Source organism: Mucilaginibacter sp. 320_HR, from assembly GCF_059691875.1.
Genome location: NZ_JCAWAI010000005.1, coordinates 267,913 through 285,726, shown reverse-complemented (window position 1 = coordinate 285,726; position 17,814 = coordinate 267,913). Strand labels below are relative to the sequence as shown.

The 17,814-nt window shown below is 44.4% G+C and carries 13 protein-coding genes; 4 read left to right on the top strand and 9 right to left on the bottom strand.

Features of this window, described 5'->3' with window-relative positions:
• Nucleotides 1–7: 7 nt before the first annotated feature.
• Entirely contained in the window at nt 8–661 is a 654-nt protein-coding gene (locus tag AC59GT_RS18565; protein WP_497239040.1) for an OmpA family protein, read from the bottom strand.
• A gap of 212 nt (nt 662–873) precedes the next feature.
• Between AC59GT_RS18565 and AC59GT_RS18560 the strand changes: the two genes are divergently transcribed.
• Nucleotides 874–1,212, top strand: a complete 339-nt coding sequence (locus AC59GT_RS18560) for a hypothetical protein (RefSeq protein WP_117381165.1) — start codon at nt 874–876, stop codon at nt 1,210–1,212.
• Nucleotides 1,213–1,253: 41 nt separating this feature from the next.
• Complete coding sequence (locus AC59GT_RS18555; RefSeq protein WP_497239039.1) at nt 1,254–2,411, top strand: M28 family metallopeptidase; 1,158 nt, start codon at nt 1,254–1,256, stop codon at nt 2,409–2,411.
• A gap of 336 nt (nt 2,412–2,747) precedes the next feature.
• Here AC59GT_RS18555 and AC59GT_RS18550 read toward each other — a convergent pair whose 3' ends face one another.
• Genes AC59GT_RS18550 through AC59GT_RS18540 form a run of 3 tightly spaced genes read right to left on the bottom strand, consistent with a single transcriptional unit; the run spans nt 2,748 to nt 7,270 of the window.
• The gene (locus AC59GT_RS18550; protein WP_497239038.1) at nt 2,748–4,475 is read right to left on the bottom strand and encodes an OmpA family protein; all 1,728 of its coding nucleotides are present in this window, start codon (nt 4,473–4,475) and stop codon (nt 2,748–2,750) included.
• 8 nt (nt 4,476–4,483) lie between these two features.
• Entirely contained in the window at nt 4,484–5,458 is a 975-nt protein-coding gene (locus AC59GT_RS18545) for a PorP/SprF family type IX secretion system membrane protein (RefSeq protein ID WP_497239037.1), read from the bottom strand.
• Nucleotides 5,459–7,270: a T9SS type B sorting domain-containing protein gene (locus tag AC59GT_RS18540; protein ID WP_497239036.1), complete on the bottom strand. Its 1,812-nt coding sequence runs from the start codon at nt 7,268–7,270 to the stop codon at nt 5,459–5,461. It lies immediately after the preceding gene.
• 229 nt (nt 7,271–7,499) lie between these two features.
• On the opposite strand from AC59GT_RS18540, the gene AC59GT_RS18535 reads away from it, so the two are divergent.
• Together AC59GT_RS18535 and AC59GT_RS18530 are read left to right on the top strand one after the other, a co-directional pair.
• A complete protein-coding gene (locus AC59GT_RS18535; RefSeq protein ID WP_497239035.1) occupies nt 7,500–8,840 on the top strand; it encodes a cytochrome ubiquinol oxidase subunit I in 1,341 nt (446 codons plus the stop codon).
• Nucleotides 8,837–9,856, top strand: coding sequence for a cytochrome d ubiquinol oxidase subunit II (locus AC59GT_RS18530; protein ID WP_497239034.1), 1,020 nt, complete (start codon nt 8,837–8,839; stop codon nt 9,854–9,856). Before AC59GT_RS18535 ends, AC59GT_RS18530 begins: the two co-directional genes overlap by 4 nt.
• Before the next feature lie 15 nt (nt 9,857–9,871).
• Here the strand turns inward: AC59GT_RS18530 and AC59GT_RS18525 are convergent, their stop codons facing one another.
• The 5 genes from AC59GT_RS18525 to AC59GT_RS18505 form a co-directional block, all read right to left on the bottom strand.
• The gene (locus tag AC59GT_RS18525) at nt 9,872–13,225 is read right to left on the bottom strand and encodes a DEAD/DEAH box helicase (RefSeq protein ID WP_497239033.1); all 3,354 of its coding nucleotides are present in this window, start codon (nt 13,223–13,225) and stop codon (nt 9,872–9,874) included.
• A 104-nt stretch (nt 13,226–13,329) separates the two neighbouring features.
• Nucleotides 13,330–14,328 (bottom strand): Hint domain-containing protein, encoded by a 999-nt coding sequence (locus tag AC59GT_RS18520; RefSeq protein WP_497239032.1) that lies wholly within the window; start codon nt 14,326–14,328, stop codon nt 13,330–13,332.
• A gap of 48 nt (nt 14,329–14,376) precedes the next feature.
• Complete coding sequence (locus tag AC59GT_RS18515; RefSeq protein ID WP_497239031.1) at nt 14,377–15,546, bottom strand: pyridoxal phosphate-dependent aminotransferase; 1,170 nt, start codon at nt 15,544–15,546, stop codon at nt 14,377–14,379.
• A 19-nt stretch (nt 15,547–15,565) separates the two neighbouring features.
• Nucleotides 15,566–17,149, bottom strand: a complete 1,584-nt coding sequence (locus AC59GT_RS18510) for a flavin monoamine oxidase family protein (RefSeq protein ID WP_497239030.1) — start codon at nt 17,147–17,149, stop codon at nt 15,566–15,568.
• A gap of 163 nt (nt 17,150–17,312) precedes the next feature.
• The gene (locus AC59GT_RS18505) at nt 17,313–17,786 is read right to left on the bottom strand and encodes a DinB family protein (RefSeq protein ID WP_497239029.1); all 474 of its coding nucleotides are present in this window, start codon (nt 17,784–17,786) and stop codon (nt 17,313–17,315) included.
• Between the last annotated feature and the right edge of the window lie 28 nt (nt 17,787–17,814).

Genomic DNA, 17,814 nt, shown 5'->3' with positions numbered 1-17,814 from the left:
AGGTTAATTATTTAGTACCTGTACTATCCGGAAATGCAACAATCTCTACATTACGGTTTTGCTCCCTGCCGCTTGCAGTTGCATTGCTCGCTACGGGCTTAGTTTCGCCAAGCGAATGAACAGACACCTTGCCTGCATCTATACCACCGGTTTTAATAAGCCAGTCTTTTACCGCGTTGGCACGATCGGCACCTAGTTGCTTGTTGTGGCCGGCATCACCGGTAGAATCAGTATTGCCATAAACGCCGATTGCTGCACCCTTAAAACGTTTGTTTATAGATGTTGCGATTTGCTTTAACTTGCTTTCGGCGCTTCCTTCCAGCTGATTTTTGTCAGTGCCAAAAAGGATATTTTCACCAAGGCTATAAATTGTGTACTTATCGTTACCGCTGACAGCAATGTCATTGTCCGTAATGTCAGGATCAGATGTCTTTGGTGAATTAAAGTCCACGCTGTTCCAATCAGGTTCGGTAGCCGCAACCGGCTGGGCAGATGACGAGGTTGTGTCAGTTGATTTTGCCGTAGAATCGCTGCCGTTTGCCGAGTTTTTAGAACCGCATCCTTTTACTAAAAAGAACACTAAAGCTAAAGCAATAAGAGCGATCAGGAGCCAAAGCCACCACGGACTGGATGATTTTGGTTTTACTTCTAAATGTGCCATTTGTTGTGTTTAAGTATGAATTTATATCTGTTAAATAACTACAGAGTACAAGGCAATTATTAAATATTTGTTTTAAAAGGAAATTTTTTTGTTCATATATTATAAAATGTAACTTAAAAGAAGTTAACACGCATATCACTATCCAGATTAACTTTTGGTAATCATTCAAGCAGACCCACTATGTCCAATTAAAAATAATAGTACCTTGCACAATGGGAGATTACATCGCATCATTAAAAGACTGGATAGTTGCTTTGGGTGAGGAGCACGAAGTAGATCCGCTTTTACTTGGATGCTTGTATCTCATCAGCAAGCCCGGCTTTTTCTTCTTTTTAGGGTGGACAATAAAAAAACTCAGGGCAAAAAAGGTATTTCTTACACAACTACTTATAGCATGTTCATTCTTCAGCCTGCCCTATCTGTACGTAGTAATAGCCGGCCGCAATATTTCTCCATGGGTGTATATCTGCATTGTGCTGCTATTTGCCTCCGGTGCATATTCTATATGGAAAAAGGTAACAGCCAAGGTAGATCCCACCCTACCCGTTTAGCGCGCTTTTCATATTACCCGTTTTAACAGTATGTTAGTGGTATGAAACTTAGGCTACTGTTACTACTCCTTATAACAACCAATATCGTCTTCTCGCAGGATGTTAAGTTTGCCCGCCAAATGGTGGATACGCTTACATCCCAATACTTTTGGGGCAGAGGATACACCAACAATGGCATGAGCAAAGCTGCTGATTTCCTTGTTGCACAACTCAAAACATATGGCGTTAAGCCAATGGATGGCATAAATTATAAGCAGGACTTCTCCTATCCGGTAAATACTTTTCCAGGTAAAATGGAAGTAGCTATAAACGGTATACAACTGGTGCCGGGCAAAGACTTTATTGTTGGCCCGGGTAGTCGGGGTGTAAAGGGTCAAGGCAAACTATTACAAACAGATAGTACTCATTTTGTTGATCAGGCAAATCGGATAATTGTATCGCTGGAAAGCAAACTCACCTTTTCTGTTGAACAACAGGCAGCTGATTTTACATTGATACAATTAGACAAAAATTTGCAAAAGAGTATTCCGGTTGATATTAAGGCTAATATTGAAAGTAAGCTCATATCCGATTTTAAAACGGCGAACATCTGCGGAGTGGTTAAGGGAACTACTAAACCAGATTCTGTTATTGTGTTTACTGCGCATTATGACCACTTGGGTGGCATGGGCGATAAAACCTTTTTCCCCGGAGCCAATGACAATGCCAGCGGAGTAACGCAGGTGTTAAGTTTAGCCAAATACTACGCTTCTCATCCGCAGCCTTACACAATAGCATTCATCTTTTTTGCAGGAGAAGAAGCCGGATTGCTCGGCTCAAAGCATTTTACAGAACACCCGCTTATAAACTTGAATAAGATCAGATTTCTTGTTAACCTTGACCTGGAAGGTACCGGTGTAGACGGTATAACTGTTGTTAACGCTTCTGTTTTCCCTAAGGAATTTGCCTTGTTAAAACAAGTTAACGAACAAGGCAATTACCTGGTCAAGGTAAACTCACGAGGCAAAGCGGCCAACAGTGATCATTATTTCTTTTCAGAGAAAGGGGTACCTGCATTCTTTATGTATACCCTCGGAGGCATAAAAGCTTACCACGATATATTTGATGTAAGCGCAACCTTACCCATGAATGAATACGAAGATATGTTTCCTTTGTTGATTAACTTTACTAGCGGATTGATGGGGAAGCCGGGTAAGTAAAAGGTTAATCACTCACTTCAAGCCATAATAATTAAAGCTTCCTCGCAAGAAAGCAATGACTAAAGCAAGAAGAAGCGATGGTTGTAAATTATACGGAATGAGCCTATAAGTTGTGGCATCAGCCTCTAGGTTGAGCTTATACTTCCTTTGAGGAAACAATTTTATCCGTTACGAAAAATATCTATACGCAACTGTTAAATTACAGCAAAACTACGAGTTTTTGTTTTCTAATTTATACATTCGAAGTTCTATTACTTGTGGCTCTTGCCACTATTGTGATAAGGTTTAGGTTAAAGCCCCCAAACAGCGAGTGTAAGGGGGCTTTGTTTATATAGATTACTTATAGTCGACACTAATTTCTGTCCGCCGGTTAAGTTGCTGGGCTGTTTCTGGACAAACCACGCCGTCCGGGCAGTTGTTCACCAGGTTCTCTTCGCCATTCCAACTAGCGCGTATCCTTTCACGATCTATTCCTTTTGACGCCAGGTATTCCAAAGCCGCAAGCGCCCTGCTCCTCGACAAGTTGATATTGTAGCCGGCAGATGCACGGGCATCTGTATAAGCAGCTACCTTTATTTTAAGTGTTGAAAAACGATTAAGTACCTCAGCAAGTTTGTCTAACTGGGCTGCAGCATCTGCACGAATGTTTGCTTTATCAAGGTCATAATAAATAACAACATTTATGGCTTCGGGCAGCTTCGGGTTTATACCTCTTGCTTCATCTGGTATTGGTTTAGCGGCAGTTACAAGCGGAGGTACATTATAGCTAAAGCTATAAATGTCATCGCTGCCAACGCCACCTTCACGATTGGAAGATAAGTACCCTTCAGAACCATTGTGTGTAAGCAGGTAGAAATCGTCAGAAGTGCTGTTTACTGGGTACCTGTAATTATATGGCGTGCCCCAATCAGCCTTTTCTCCTTTAGAAAAGAATATATCAAACCCGCCCATACCCGGCAAACCTTTTGAAGCAAATGTTAGTGTATCTGAGCCTTTTACAACAGGAAAAGCCTCATCGTACTCGGTATTAATGGTTTTACCGCAGTTTATTGGCTTACCCCAGCTACCGTCGGCCTGCTTTTCGCAAAACCAAATGTCTGTCCCACCCTCGCCACCGGGCATATCAGAGGTAAAGTACAATAGGTTACCATTGCGAGACAACGCGGCATGGCCCACAGAATAGGAACTCACGTTATTATATGCAAAAGCTTTAAACCCGCCCCAAACGCCGCTACTTTTTGTAGCCATGATCAACTGCAGCCTGCGTGTGTAAAGCCGTTGAGAGCTACTATTCGGCCGTTCATCCACATGCAATTTGCCTGCTGCTACAGTTGTTGTAATGGTTATCCATGCTGTGTCGGCATTGTTATTAAACACAGCCGGGCCAACATGATAGTCGCCATTAAACACTCTGCTATCTTTTGTGCTTAAGGGAAGTAGAGTAATACTATCGTTTTTCACCAGGTAAAGTTTCAGGTAGCCATTGCCCGTTCGTTTGTAAGTTTCCTTTAAACCTTCGTAACCGCTGACCCTGTCACTCGTAAATACAATGTCGTTTTTACCATAATTAGTGGCACCCCAATCACTGTATGTAGTATTAAGCTTCTTTTCCAATTTAAGAGCATACCCTTTTACCGGTACCGTCATCCATTTTTCAGCTGAGTCGCAGGTGGCTAGTTTAAACTTCAAACGCTCTGGATCATTCACCTGCGCAAAATAAGCCTGGTACTGAACCTTTGCCTCTTTCAACTTCTTATTCTGCAGCAAGGCTTCTGCATAATAATAAATGTTTACGGTGCCGGCTTTATCGTAGGTGATGGCGCTGGCATACCATTGCTCGGCACGGCGGCTGTCGTTCATCAGGCGGTAACAGTCTGCTAAACGCTCTATCACTCTATAATCCGGATTTGCCTTATTGGTACGATCGAGGTACATGTCTGCCGCTTTTGCATACTCCTCCCTCCCAAAAAGTTTATCTGCTATTTGTTTTTTGCCCGGCTGTTCCTGTGCAAAGCTGAAGCAGCAAACGCTAAGCAACAATATGGTAACAAGTATACTCTTCATAGTATTGCTTAAAAAAACCTGGGGCTAAGTATCTTTGGTCGTTTGCGCCTGAATGACAGACTTAATGATACCTCGTGCGTTGCGCTTTGATAATTTGCAAGTGCACTGGTGCTAAAGTCAAAAGAGTAGCCAAATCGTAAAAAATCGCTGATGTTAACCTGTGCTATTGCCGTAACAGTGTTGCCTTTATCTAACGCTGCAGAGTTTGCCGGCTTTGAAAACCTTACACCAGTGTTGTATGAGGCGCCAATCCACAACTTTTTATCGAACAAAATATAGCTGGTAATGTCCAGTGCCGCGGTACCTTTAAAATCCTCTTTAAACATAATAGAAGGCTTAAGATCGATAGTTGGGCTAAGGGGCAGCATAGCGCCGGTGGTAAAATACATGTGGGCTACCGGGTTTATAACCTGTGTATTGGCACCTGATATAGCATTGGAAAATAAGTTAAGTACAGAGCCGCCGGCATAGAAATTAGAAGTTGTGTAATATGCGCCCAATCTAAAGTCTGTCATAAGCGTTTTCTCGTTACCAGTTATATTGCCATCAGTAACATCAATTGGATCAAATCTCGATGCATCTATCCGGTATTGCACCAAACCCGCTCCCAATCCGAAGCTTAGCCGCCTGGTATCCTCATCATTAAGCTGCAGCCTGTAAGCATAGTTGGCGTAGAAGGCGCTGTTGTTTTCAGGACCCAGCCGGTCATTCGTCACCAGGAAGCCAAGTGCAGCTTTCTTGTTTTCCGGATCAAGCACACCATCAATGGAAATTGTGCTGGTTTTTGGCGCACCGTCTATACCCGACCATTGCAAGCGGCTGCTCAGGTTAAGTGTCCAGTCCTCCTTATAACCTGCGTAAGCCGGGTTTACTACCAGTCCGTTGAACATATATTGGCTAAACTGCACCGTCTGCTGCGCACGCCCGTAAACGAATGCAAACAGCAGCGCCGCCAGGAGTATATATGTTTTTGACAGCCTCATCTATTTTCGGTTAATATATAGCCATCCTTTGTAAGCGGTGGGCTTGGCAGCGCCTGTTTTTAGTTCAAGCAGGTAATAGTAAGTACCTTCGGCTAAACCGCTAGCATCCCAGTTGTTGCTGTAGTCTTCAGATTTGTAAACCTCATTTCCCCATCTGTTAAATATTAACAAACGGCTCCCGGGGAAACTTGATATTCCCTTAACTTCAAATACATCGTTCTTTCCATCGCCATTTGGGGTAATAATGTTGGGGACTTTAATTAGTCCTGAGGGATCGGGCGTTTGTACCCTGATGTCGATTGTTGCCGCCAGACCGGAATTAATAACATAGGCCCAGGTATCAATGCTTTTATTGTTTCCAAAATCATTATCATCGTTACTGTTTGCTGCAGTGCCTCCCCATTTATGCCCGTTAGTAAGGCTGCTTAAACCTGAGAGGTTAACTACCGGATTAGATGGCACACCAACAACCGTTATCGGACTATCGTCCCAATAGATGGTGTTATCGGGCGACCCTGTTCCATTTATACGGGTTAGCTTTACACCGTTTGTGTTCCGTTCAACATCAAAGAAGGGGAAGTGTACTTCAGCCGCAAACAAGGTAGCTGTTACATTAATGCTGTAATTGTCTGCGCTTGCCGGCAGCAGTTCACCACGCCCGTCCCGCCCGTCCCAACTTACCTGGTTATTACCTGCGGTAACTGATCCTGTAAACTGTCGGTCGGAGCCATCGTCAAACTTTCCGTTTTGATTTACATCTATTGATATTTTATAAGTGCCGTTAGCAGTGGTAGTGAAGTTTATACGCCCACCAGGCATTACTGTCCCGGCTATGCCAGGCGTACCGTCGGCCCCTGTAAAAGCGACATTGTTTATGGAAGGTGTTAACGGCAGGTTCACTAGCCACGTGGTTCCGGAGGGTGTGGGTGCTGATGCAGGAAGATCAGTCGCCGGCGTGTTAAAGAATATCTTGTGCGTTATGTCAGATGGTGTATCCTCAAGCGATGGGTCATAAACGTTCACGCCCACAGTTGTACTATTTAAGCTTTTGTAAGACGGCCTACCATCAGCGTTACGAAAACCCTTATTGTTTGCAAAAAAAGTAAAACCGTTGCCCGCTTGTCCGTTATTATCCAACGTGTAATTATACCCATCTTTAGTAAGCACATTTAACACGGCATTAAAACCAACGTTAAATGTACCTAGAATACCAATGAGCACATTGGTAAATACACGTCCGCTGAGGAATGCGGTATTGCCCGCATTGCGAACGGATACATCAAACGCCGCTATATACTGGCTGTTTGGCTGCACCCAATTATTACCAACAGCTATGGCTGGCGGGTTTCCATTAACCTCGGCACCGTTTGTTGGAGATATAAAGTCAATTTCCCATATCCCCTCCTGACCCGGGGATACAGGAACTATAAACGGGATGTAACCTCCTGCATTTGGCAGCGGACCGGCCACCTCCTGGCTTCGGGTTCCCAGGTAACCTGTAGTTTTTGATGAACCGCTGTTGTAGATGTTTCCATCCGGCGCGCGTAACCTGATGGTTCCGGCGCCGATACCTTGAGCACTGGAGCCAAGGTAAATGGCTTCACCCACCTTTACGTAGACCTTCATTGTGCCCAACGTGGGATAGGGGTACGAGGGGTTTATACTAAGTGTAGACAGAAGATAAGCACGATTGCCGCCATTTGCAGTTAGCTCTTTACTCCCTTCAGCGTAAACGGACATTTGCACTATCGATAATAGCAACAACAGACTAATACGCCCCGTATTTAGGAAGTCAGAAAAATAATTGCTCATTGCGGTTACGGGACTGGTGGTATTGTCGATGTTAAAATATAAAAAATCTATGTTGTACCGGCAATCAGGTAAATAATATATTGAAGCTACTGTGAGCAGAACAGATTCCGGTGTGCTTACTTAAAAACCATATATAAACCCAAGAAAATAATAATACATAATCAATTTAAATTAACTTATCTGTTTGATAAATATGAACTTACTTATGCATACTGCGTAAATTGCGTACATGGATAATTTTATGGCCGCACGCTCGCAAATGGCCCTATCCCTTGGGTTTCATATTATCTTTTCATGTATAGGTATGGTGATGCCGTTCTTTATGGCAGTGTCTCATTTCCTATACCTCAGGAGCAACAATAATATATATCAGAACATTACTAAAGCCTGGAGTAAAGGTGTTGCAATATTCTTCGCTACAGGTGCGGTGTCCGGCACTGTATTATCGTTTGAGTTGGGCTTGTTGTGGCCTACATTCATGAAACATGCCGGGCCTATATTCGGGATGCCTTTCTCCTTAGAAGGTACCGCCTTTTTTATAGAAGCAATAGCGCTAGGCTTTTTTTTATACGGCTGGGGTAAGTTTAACAAATGGTTTCACTGGTTCACCGGGGTTATTGTTGGTGTGAGCGGACTTACATCGGGTATATTGGTGGTGGCTGCCAACGCCTGGATGAACACACCAACAGGTTTTGATTTGGTAAATGGCAAGTACCTTAATATAGACCCTGTAAAAGCAATGTTTAACCCTGCCTGGTTCTCACAGGCTTTGCATATGTGTATAGCTGCCTTTGCGGCCACGGGCTTTGCTGTTGCGGGCCTACATGCATTAATGATCTATCGCAAAAAGAATATTGAATTTCACCTGCGGTCTTTTCGTATAGCAGCGATATTTGGTGTACTGGCGGCTATTTTACAGCCATTGAGTGGTGACATATCTGCCAAGATGGTAGCTAAACGCCAGCCGGCGAAACTTGCTGCTATGGAAGCGCACTTTAAAACAGAACCTTACTCTCCCCTTATACTGGGTGGCATACCCGACGAAAAGAACAAAACTGTAAATTACGCGATAGAGCTACCCGGAATGCTAAGTTTCATGATCTATGAAGACTTCAACAGGCCGGTAAAAGGATTAGATCAGATACCTAAAGCTGATCAGCCGCCTGTTGCGGTTACTCATTATGCCTTTCAGCTAATGGTAGGATTAGGGATGGTGATGATGGCCCTGGGTGTCATCTACCTTATAGCGCTGGCTAAAAAGAAAAGCTGGTTTAGCAAGAACTGGTTTCTAAAGCTGTTTATACTTGCTACGCCACTTGGCTTTATTGCTGTAGAGGCCGGCTGGACCGTCACCGAAGTTGGCCGGCAACCCTGGATCATACAAGGCGTTATGCGTACCGCAGATGCCGTTACACCTATGCCGGGTATAGCTTATTCTTTTTACCTGTTTACCGCTGTTTACTTATCCTTAAGCTGTGTAGTTGTTTTTTTACTTTACCGGCAGATAAAAATGGTTCCCGTATTGTACGATGTTGCTGATAAACCACACTTAAAAGCGCATAAGCTATGATATACGTTGTAATTGTTTTTCTTTGGCTGGCGCTGCTGCTTTACCTGGTAATGGGTGGTGCGGATTATGGTGCCGGCATTATAGAGCTTTTCACATCGGATGCAAATAAATCGCGCACGCGGCGCATCATGTACAACGCTATAGGCCCCATATGGGAGGCCAACCACATGTGGCTTATTATTGCTATAGTAATATTGTTTGTGGGCTTTCCGGTGATATACACCACCATGTCCACCTATTTGCATATCCCGTTGGTAATTATGCTGATGGGTATCATAGCGAGGGGAACAGCCCTTACGTTCCGCAGTTACGACGCAGTTAGAGACGACATGCAGAAAGTATACAACAAAGTATTTGTTTACTCCAGCTTTGTCACGCCGTTGTTCCTGGGGATTATAGCAGGCAGTGCTGTGTCCGGCAGGATAGATCCCGGTGCAACCGATTTCCTGCATGCCTATGTTCTAAGCTGGCTCAACTGGTTCTCTGTAGCTATCGGCTTCTTTACTGTAGCACTTTGCGGTTTCCTGGCAGCCATATACCTAATTGGCGAGGCGACAGACGAGGCCGCACGCAAGAGCTTCATCCGTAAGGCACGTATCATGAATTTGGCTGCATTTGTTGCCGGTGCAATGGTGTTCATTGCAGCTATTATAGAAGAGATACCATTGGTGCAATGGGTGTTCGGCAATATCATCGGTATTGCTGCAGTAAGTGCTGCAAGTATATCACTTGTTGTATTGTGGTATTTAATCAGCCGAGGAAAGCGCTACATAATACGCGTACTTGCCGGTTTCCAGGTAACTATGATATTGCTTACCACAACCTACAAGCACTATCCAAACATAGTAATACTTAAAGGCGGAGGCTACCTCTCGCTGTTGGAGAACCGCGGAGCAGAAAAAGCGATAGAGTCACTGGCGATTGCTTTGCTGATTGGAGGTTTGTTCATCCTGCCGGCACTTGGTTACCTCATCTATAGCTTTCAAAAAAAAGGACAGGATATTGAGGGGCATTGAACAGCGAAGGATGACTTACAACGGCCTTAGTAAATCCATCCAATCTTCTTTACTCAATGATTGTAAGACCGCATCTGACGTAATGAGTTTATTGGCCAGTTCCCTTTTATTCTCCTGCAGACGAACCACTTTTTCCTCAATCGTATCAGGGCATATCATTCGTACCGCTACAACATTTTTGTGCTGACCAATACGGTAAACCCTATCGATAGCCTGATTTTCTATCGCAGGGTTCCACCATGGGTCAACCAGGTAAACATAGTCTGCCGCTGTAAGGTTAAGCCCTGTGCCACCTGCTTTAAGGCTAATTAAGAACACCCGTGTATCTGCATTCTCCTGAAAATCATTTACTACCTGCTCCCTGTTTTTGGTAGCACCTGTGAGGTAGGTAAAACCAATATCGCGTGCAATTAGCTCTTTGCGGATGAGGTTGAGCATCCCCACAAATTGAGAGAAAACAAGTATTTTATGGTTGGGTGATTTGCTTTCTATCTGCTCCAACAGTACATCTATTTTGGCCGATGCGTTACCCGGTAGCCTTACACCTTCAAGCAGCTGCGGCGAATCGCAAATCTGGCGCAGTTTTGTTATACCTTTAAGCACATGCATAGCGCTTTTTTTGAGTTGATCCTGAGATGTAGCCGATATAAACTCCCTGAACTCTTTTTCGTAAGCGTTATACAGTGTGCGCTGCTCTTCGGCCATCGGGCAATGTAACACCATTTCGGTCTTCTCAGGCAGTTCAGCGGCTACCTCCTGCTTGGTACGGCGCAGGATAAAAGGCTTTATCTTTTGCTGAAGCTCGCGGGCGCGTTTACTTATTTTAAACTGATCTATAGGCATCGCATATATCTCTTTAAAATATTGCAGACTGCCCAGCAGACCGGGGCATACAAATGACAGTTGCCCGTATATATCAAAGGTATTGTTCTCAAATGGTGTCCCTGTAACGGTAATGCGGTTACGTGCCTTCAGCAATTTGGCGGCTTTGTGACGCTGAGAAGTTGGATTTTTAATATTCTGCGATTCATCGAGAAACACGTAATTGAATGTGTAATTCTTAAGAAAGTTGATGTCCGACAGCAGCGTACCGTAAGAAGTGAGCACGATGTTATAACTATCAAAGTCTGCGATATTCTTTACCCGGTCGGCACCATAAAGCGTCAGAATCTTCAGCGATGGTGCAAAGCGTTCAGCCTCTGCCTGCCAGTTAAATATGAGGGATGTCGGTACCACCAGCAAGTTGGTATTCTGCTTCACTTTAGTGTTTTGCGAGAGAATAAAAGCCAGTACCTGGATCGTTTTGCCAAGGCCCATATCATCTGCCAGGCATCCTCCAAAATTAAGTTCGTCTAAAAAGTTGAGCCAGTTTAGCCCGAATTGCTGATATGGCCGAAGCGTAGTATTGAGTTCCGCAGGAACGCCTATCTCTTCAATTTTCTCAAGGTTATATAACTTGTTCCGGTATTGCTGCAGTTCCAGCTTCACCTGTTCGTCCAATTGCTGATCCTCGTATAACTCACTTATTAGTTCGAAATTAGTTTTAGGTGTAAGCAGTTCTTCATCAACTATCTGCCCGGCTTCAAAATACCTGGTGAACTTTTCTATCCATTCCTGTGGTAGTATGCCCAGCGTGCCATCATCAAGCTGCACATACTTTGTTTTGTTGCGTATAGCCTTATGGAGGTGTTTAAGCGAGGCCTTGCGCTTACCAAACCTTGCAACAAGTTTTGTATTGAACCAGTTTAGCCCGCTAAGTACTTTTATGCTGATGCTGACCTTATGCGGGTTAAGGTTATTTCCCGTAAGTTCATTAAAACCTAAAATAGTAATACCCTCGGCTTGCCATACCTCAAAGGCGTTCAGGAACCATTCCTCATCTAAAAAGCGTTTCTTGTGCAGGTAAAAGTATTGCAGGTCATCCGCCAGCTGCTCCTCAAAGTAAGCGTGTTGTTTTAAAATTGCAGCAATAAATTCCTGCTCGGCAGGTTCATCACGCTGAACTAGAAACTCCTCGCCCCGGCTATCGATAGCATAGATCAGGTCGTTTTTACGAATCGGGATCTCCGCTTCGCCATAACGCATTACCGGGAAGATCATGATATACTGACCAAAGTCAGAAAGGTAGATAATGCGCTCTCGATGGTTAAACTGCTGCTCCTGCAGTTGCACAGGCGTTGCTGCCGGGATGTAAGGATAGCTCACCTTAACACCTGCATCCAGCTTGTTTAAAATACGACTTCGAAATTCTTTAAATTGGTTTTTATGTACGTGCAGATATTCCTGCCCCCGTTTAAACAAAGTTATTGCGCCAGTTGTCTGCAAATCCTTCACCAAATACAAGGTCGCTCCAACTTTTATAAAATAACCAAAAAGCACTTGAAGCTTTGAAACAGCATAACGCTCCTCCCCCACTGGTAACGAACCTGATATCTTAAACACATCCTTTATTGGGTCAATTGTAAGCTGCAAATCGGTATGCAGTGCGCGCAAATTAACCTTCGTTAAAGCCCCGGACGAAACCTTTTCAGACACAGCTACATCATGCAGGTAGCAATCGAAATTAAGCGGATTCTTAACTATAGCTTTTAAGCTTTCCAAGCCTTGCTTGTTAACTTTCGCATCTATATTTTGCTGAAAGCGGGATACAGCGGTATAAAACTTAAGCTCAAACGGATCATTAGTATCCATTATCAATTGCAAGGGCGCAACAGGTACCAGCGGGTTTTTTATACGGCCATCCTTTGTGCTATCTGCGTAATACAGTTCAATAATAAGATGCTTGTAAAACTTGTGCTGCTTAAATACTATAATACGCTTTAAATCGTCGTCAGCCTTCTTTAATCGCGGCGTTGCAGATGCTTGCTGCAGCATTAGCTGCCGTTCCATAGCATCTATACTTGCATTGGTAACCGGCAATAATGCGCGATCTTTAGGATTAACTACCAACCTGCCTTCATTTAGCTCCAGATCGAAGTACTCGTCAAGCTCCGGCTCCGCTTCCAGCCCATAATCAGCGGCAAATTTCCGAAGCTTTTCGCGCCGCACATCATCATCAAAAAACACGATGTAATTTGGATTTGCTATGATCTGCAACAAAGCCGATGATTGATGACTACAAAGTTTGTTTTTAGGTTGAGTGCATGTACAGGTAAGATGAATTGCTGCCTTTTGCTGGCTCACTCCGGTTTTGCCGTCTACACTTAGGAAAGTCGCTTCGTCTGCAGCTATATCTACCAGGTCCAGCGTTTCGCTGCCCAGTTCCTCATAGCCTGTAACCGGCGACAATTGCGCAATTGTTACCGCATTTATTTGTGATATTAATTTGCCGGATATTATATAAGTACCATCATGGGGTGCGGTTTCCATAGAAGCCGGCAAAATACGGTTTTACTACTTTAAACCACAAAGATTGCAACAACATCAACGGAAGTATACCATACCAGTAAACGGCTGATGTTGGTACTTTAGCTCTACTTCTGCATTACCATGACGCCGTTCATCAGCAGGGTACTTCCCTTTTCGGCAACTATGTTGTAAACGTTTTGTACGCCTCCGGCACGTTCATTTTTTTGCAGCACAGTAAAAGCTTCGTACTTGCCGGTTTGCTCGTTAAGGCAAAGTACCTGCTGGCCAAGTGTTACATCGGCCATTCTTTCGCGCCCGGCCTTAGTCATCATCGGGTGATTAGGCGTGGCCTGCAATACTTTGGCCCGGAGGTTAACAGATGTACCTGCTAGGGTGTTTTTTTCCTGAGCAGAGACCAACACCAATTGCGTAAGCGCATAGTTTTTAGCAGCATGCACGGTAAGCTTTTTCACCCTGGTAGCAGATGTTTTACGCGTTTGGGGATCAATAGTAATCACCTCATCCCCACTCTTCACATCTTTCAGCATCTTTTTACTTCCGTTGCTCATGGTTACCAGTTCCTCTCCTGGAAAGCAGATGTCGTTGCCATAAGTGGCCGACTCTTCTTTCATATCCTTACCGTTGTTCAGCACTTTGTATTGTTGAAAGCTTAGCTCCTTGGACAACACGTAAGACAACTTCAGAATGAAGTTCTTTTCTACTTTATTAATGTCATCTATGTCCTGAAAATACTGTTCCCATACTTTGCCGTCTGCAGTAAAGTCGGGCACCAAGGCCTGGTATTTTTTACCAGTTTCGCTGGTGTAAAAAATCATTGTGCCAATTTCCTGCATACCTTCTTTTGCGACAAGCTTATACAGGTCAATCCGTTTTTTCAGGCCATCACTGCCGGTGATGAAGTATGGCTTGCGACTTTCATAACGGTCAAGAACATAAGTATTTTCAAACTTTACATAAGTGTCTTTATCCAGATCTGCTATGGTATAGGTCTTAGCTTTTTTATACTCATCAAGGGTAAGTGGCCGTGGATTAGGCGTTTTTTCCTGTGCGAATGTGGTGGCGGTTATAAAGGCGAAAGAAAGTGTATAGATTAATTTGCGCATTAGTATTCGATATTTTTTTGTTGAGTTGCTGCCGACTTTTGAGTTGAATTAAGATATCTCTTTAAAGGCATCAGCAAAGGCCTGCATCTCGTCCATGCGGCCAACGCTTACGCGGCACCAATCCTGGTTGTTAAGTTTCCAGCTGCGTACACCTACGCCGCGTTTCATCATTTCGCCAACAAACTTATTACCATCCATTTTTAGCGGAAACATGACAAAGTTAGCCGACGATGGAATATACGTATATCCTTCTTTCTTAAGCACATCATACAAATACTCTTTAGAAGCATTGGTTTTCTTTAAGGCGTCCTGAAGATAATCGGTCTCCTGGTAAGTAGCGATAGCCGCTGCCAAAGTGGTGGACGACAAGCCAGCCCAACCCGGTGTATATATTTCCAGGGTGCGGATAGTTTCGGGCTGTGCAACAATGTAGCCGCAGCGTAAGCCTGCAAAACCATAAAGTTTAGAAAAAGTACGTGCTACAATAATGTTTTGACCTGCTTTAACCCCACCTATCAGCGTGGTGCCTTTAGGATTGGGCAGGTAATCAATATAGGCCTCATCAACAAAAACCACCGCTTTTTTTGATACACGTTCACAAAATGCCTTTAGCTTTTCGGTGTCTACAATGGTTGCAGTAGGGTTATTGGGGTTACAGATGTAAACTAAACCAGTGTTTGCATCAACTTTGGCTTCCATCGCATCAAGGTCCAGTTTATAGTCGGAGGTTAAAGGGACTTTTACCCATTTACCTTCAAAATGTTCGGCCTGGGTAGGCAGGTCGTCGTAAGACGGGTCGCCGGTTATGATGTTCTTACCGCCTTTGCTGTAATGCATAGCTGCAGCCAGCAGCAACGGCGAAGAGCCGGATGCCAGCAATACATTGGACTGCTTTATTCCTTCGTAAGCTGCTATTTTACCGCGAAGGGTGTTGATGGCGGAAAAAGCATACTGGTAGCTCAGGTCCATGGCATCGGCAATGGCCTTCTTGGCAGCGGCAGAAGGGCCAAAAGGGTTCTCATTAGCCAGCAAACGCGCTTTCATAACCGGTGCGGCATTCAAAACTGCGCTTTGATCGGTTATCCGTTGTAAGGCATTTATTTTCCTAAGCACCGGCATTGCAGCCAGTTTGTTAACTGTTCCTGAGAGGAAAGCAACGCTGCCGGCCATTAAAGCGCTGCTTTTAAGCCAATTTCTGCGGTTAATTGTGTTTGCCATATTTTAAAGTTTAGTTTTTCTATTTTGTTGTGGGATAAGCTAACCGCTGCCCCGTTACACGCCCGTGAATAGAAGACACCACGCTACGGGCTGATTCAAACGCGCCTGCCATCCAGGCATTTAAATACGTAAGGTGCTCTCCCGCAAAGTAAACGTTACCATCAGGTTTGAGCAGTGCAGGATACTGGTTCTTCCGCGTCTCACCGGAATAAACAGCCCAACCGCCCATGTTATACCTTGTTTTATGCCAGCTTACCGAAAATGACTGCTCGAACTCGGCATCATACTGCGGATGAATTAACCTGCCTTTTTCCAACGCAAGCTTCTCCCGGTCCGCATAGCTTAGCTCGCCCGTACGCTGTGCTTTTTCGTTGAAATTATAATATCCTATTAAGATACCCTTTTTACCAAGATAATCATAGCTGGGGTAAAATATTTGAGTTAAATCATTGTTGGTGTGTGTAATACCTCCGTAGATGTGGTCATCCTCTTCCCAAAACCGGCGTTTAAACTGCAGGCCTATCTTACCAGTCTGGTTATAGGTGATGTAGTCTATAGCTCTGCTTACTTCGCCAGAAAAGTTGTTGTTGATGTTGCTAAGCACCGGCAACGGAATAGTGCAAATACACATATCGCCTTGTAACTGGTGTTCTCCGGCGGCATCTTTATAAGTTATCCTCACACCTTCAGGCAGGTTAGTTATATTGGTTACCTCCGTGCCAAGCTTTAAAGACGCCGAAACCTGTTTATGCAGCGCTTTAGCGATCATATCCATTCCACCAACGGCCTGAAACATGGTCATCTGCAGCTCGTAGGTATACTCGGCCACGTTATAAAAATCCGGATCAAGCAAACCAGATTGTATAAGATCGGCCAATTTATGGGCATCACTTACTTTACCCGGCAGATTGCCCGCACCAGGCGATTCTGCGTAACCCCTTCTTGCTGACGCTTTGTACAGCTTATCAATATCTAGCCCCCCTTCAGCGGCCAGGTATTCTAATACCTTTTGGGTATCCTCTTTGGTGAGGGCGGCATCTAAAGCTCCATGGTCAATGCTTTTGCTTAGCAGTTCGGCCATGTAGCCGCGTGCATCGTTATGTACCTCGCGTGCGCGTATCTTTTTATTAGACAACGGCCCCTTTCCTTCGGCAAAGTAGTAGGCGCCTTCGTTTACGTTATTGTAGACTTGTATGGGTACACCCAGCTCCTTGCAGTAATGGAGGGTTAACTCATGATGATGCGGAATGCGGGAAGGGCCGGCATTAAAATACAGCCCGTCATCAAATTTTGCAGTTATAGCAGCCCTGCCTGTTTCCTGGTTGGTACTGCCGTTACGTACGCTCCAGCAGCGCCCACCTGCGCGGTTCCGTGCTTCCAGGATAGTGCACTTGTAGCCAAGTTTGGTCAGTTCGTAAGCGCTTGCCATCCCCGCCAGGCCTCCACCCAGGATAATGATGTGTTTACCGCTACCACTGCCGGGCAGATCAAAAGAATATGCAGGTGCAGACTTGAGCATTCCTAACGCCATCATGGCCGGGTAAGCGCCGCCGGCCAGCATGGCGCCTTTGCTCAGAAAATTTCGCCTTGTGAGATTTTTCAAAATAAGAAACAGTAATAAAGCAGGTGGAAGCTTACGCTTCACATCCGAAAATTAACTGTTTTTTAACACAATGGCAATAACGTTATCAAAATGCTCCACCATCAATACAAAAAAGTGTGAAAATTGAAGGTTTTGGAGCGGCATATTGTATTATCGCGCCTCCTCAGGCCAGTACCAGTTGACCAAAGTGGTAGGCGATATGATTGGTCCTGCTGAGCAGTACACTTAAGCGATTACGTGCAGGATCCTTTTCAAAATCCTCGTCTGTCATGGCGTTGTGGCGTTTGAACCAATCTTCAGCAGGGAGTGCTGCAAAAAGCAGGTTTAATTCGTTGTGCACTTCTGCCCAGTATTGCCTGAGTTCTGCAACGGAGGGCATGTTTGCCTTTACATCATCGGCATTCTTCAGAAAATCATTTACCAGGAACGAATGGGTGGCTGTGCCTAAGCCCAGAGTTTCCTTAAGCATGTCATGGTAAGCAGTCAAATGCCCATAAAGGTATATTATACGGTTTTTACCAGCGCCTACGGTGCGTTGAAAAGCTTCATCGCTGAGCTCTTTAAAGAATTTCTCAGCGCGTGCAACCTGCTGATTCCATCCATTTAGGGCTATTTGTACAAAGAGTTGTGGCTCCATCCTTTTTAAGTTTTGGTAAAGAATGCAA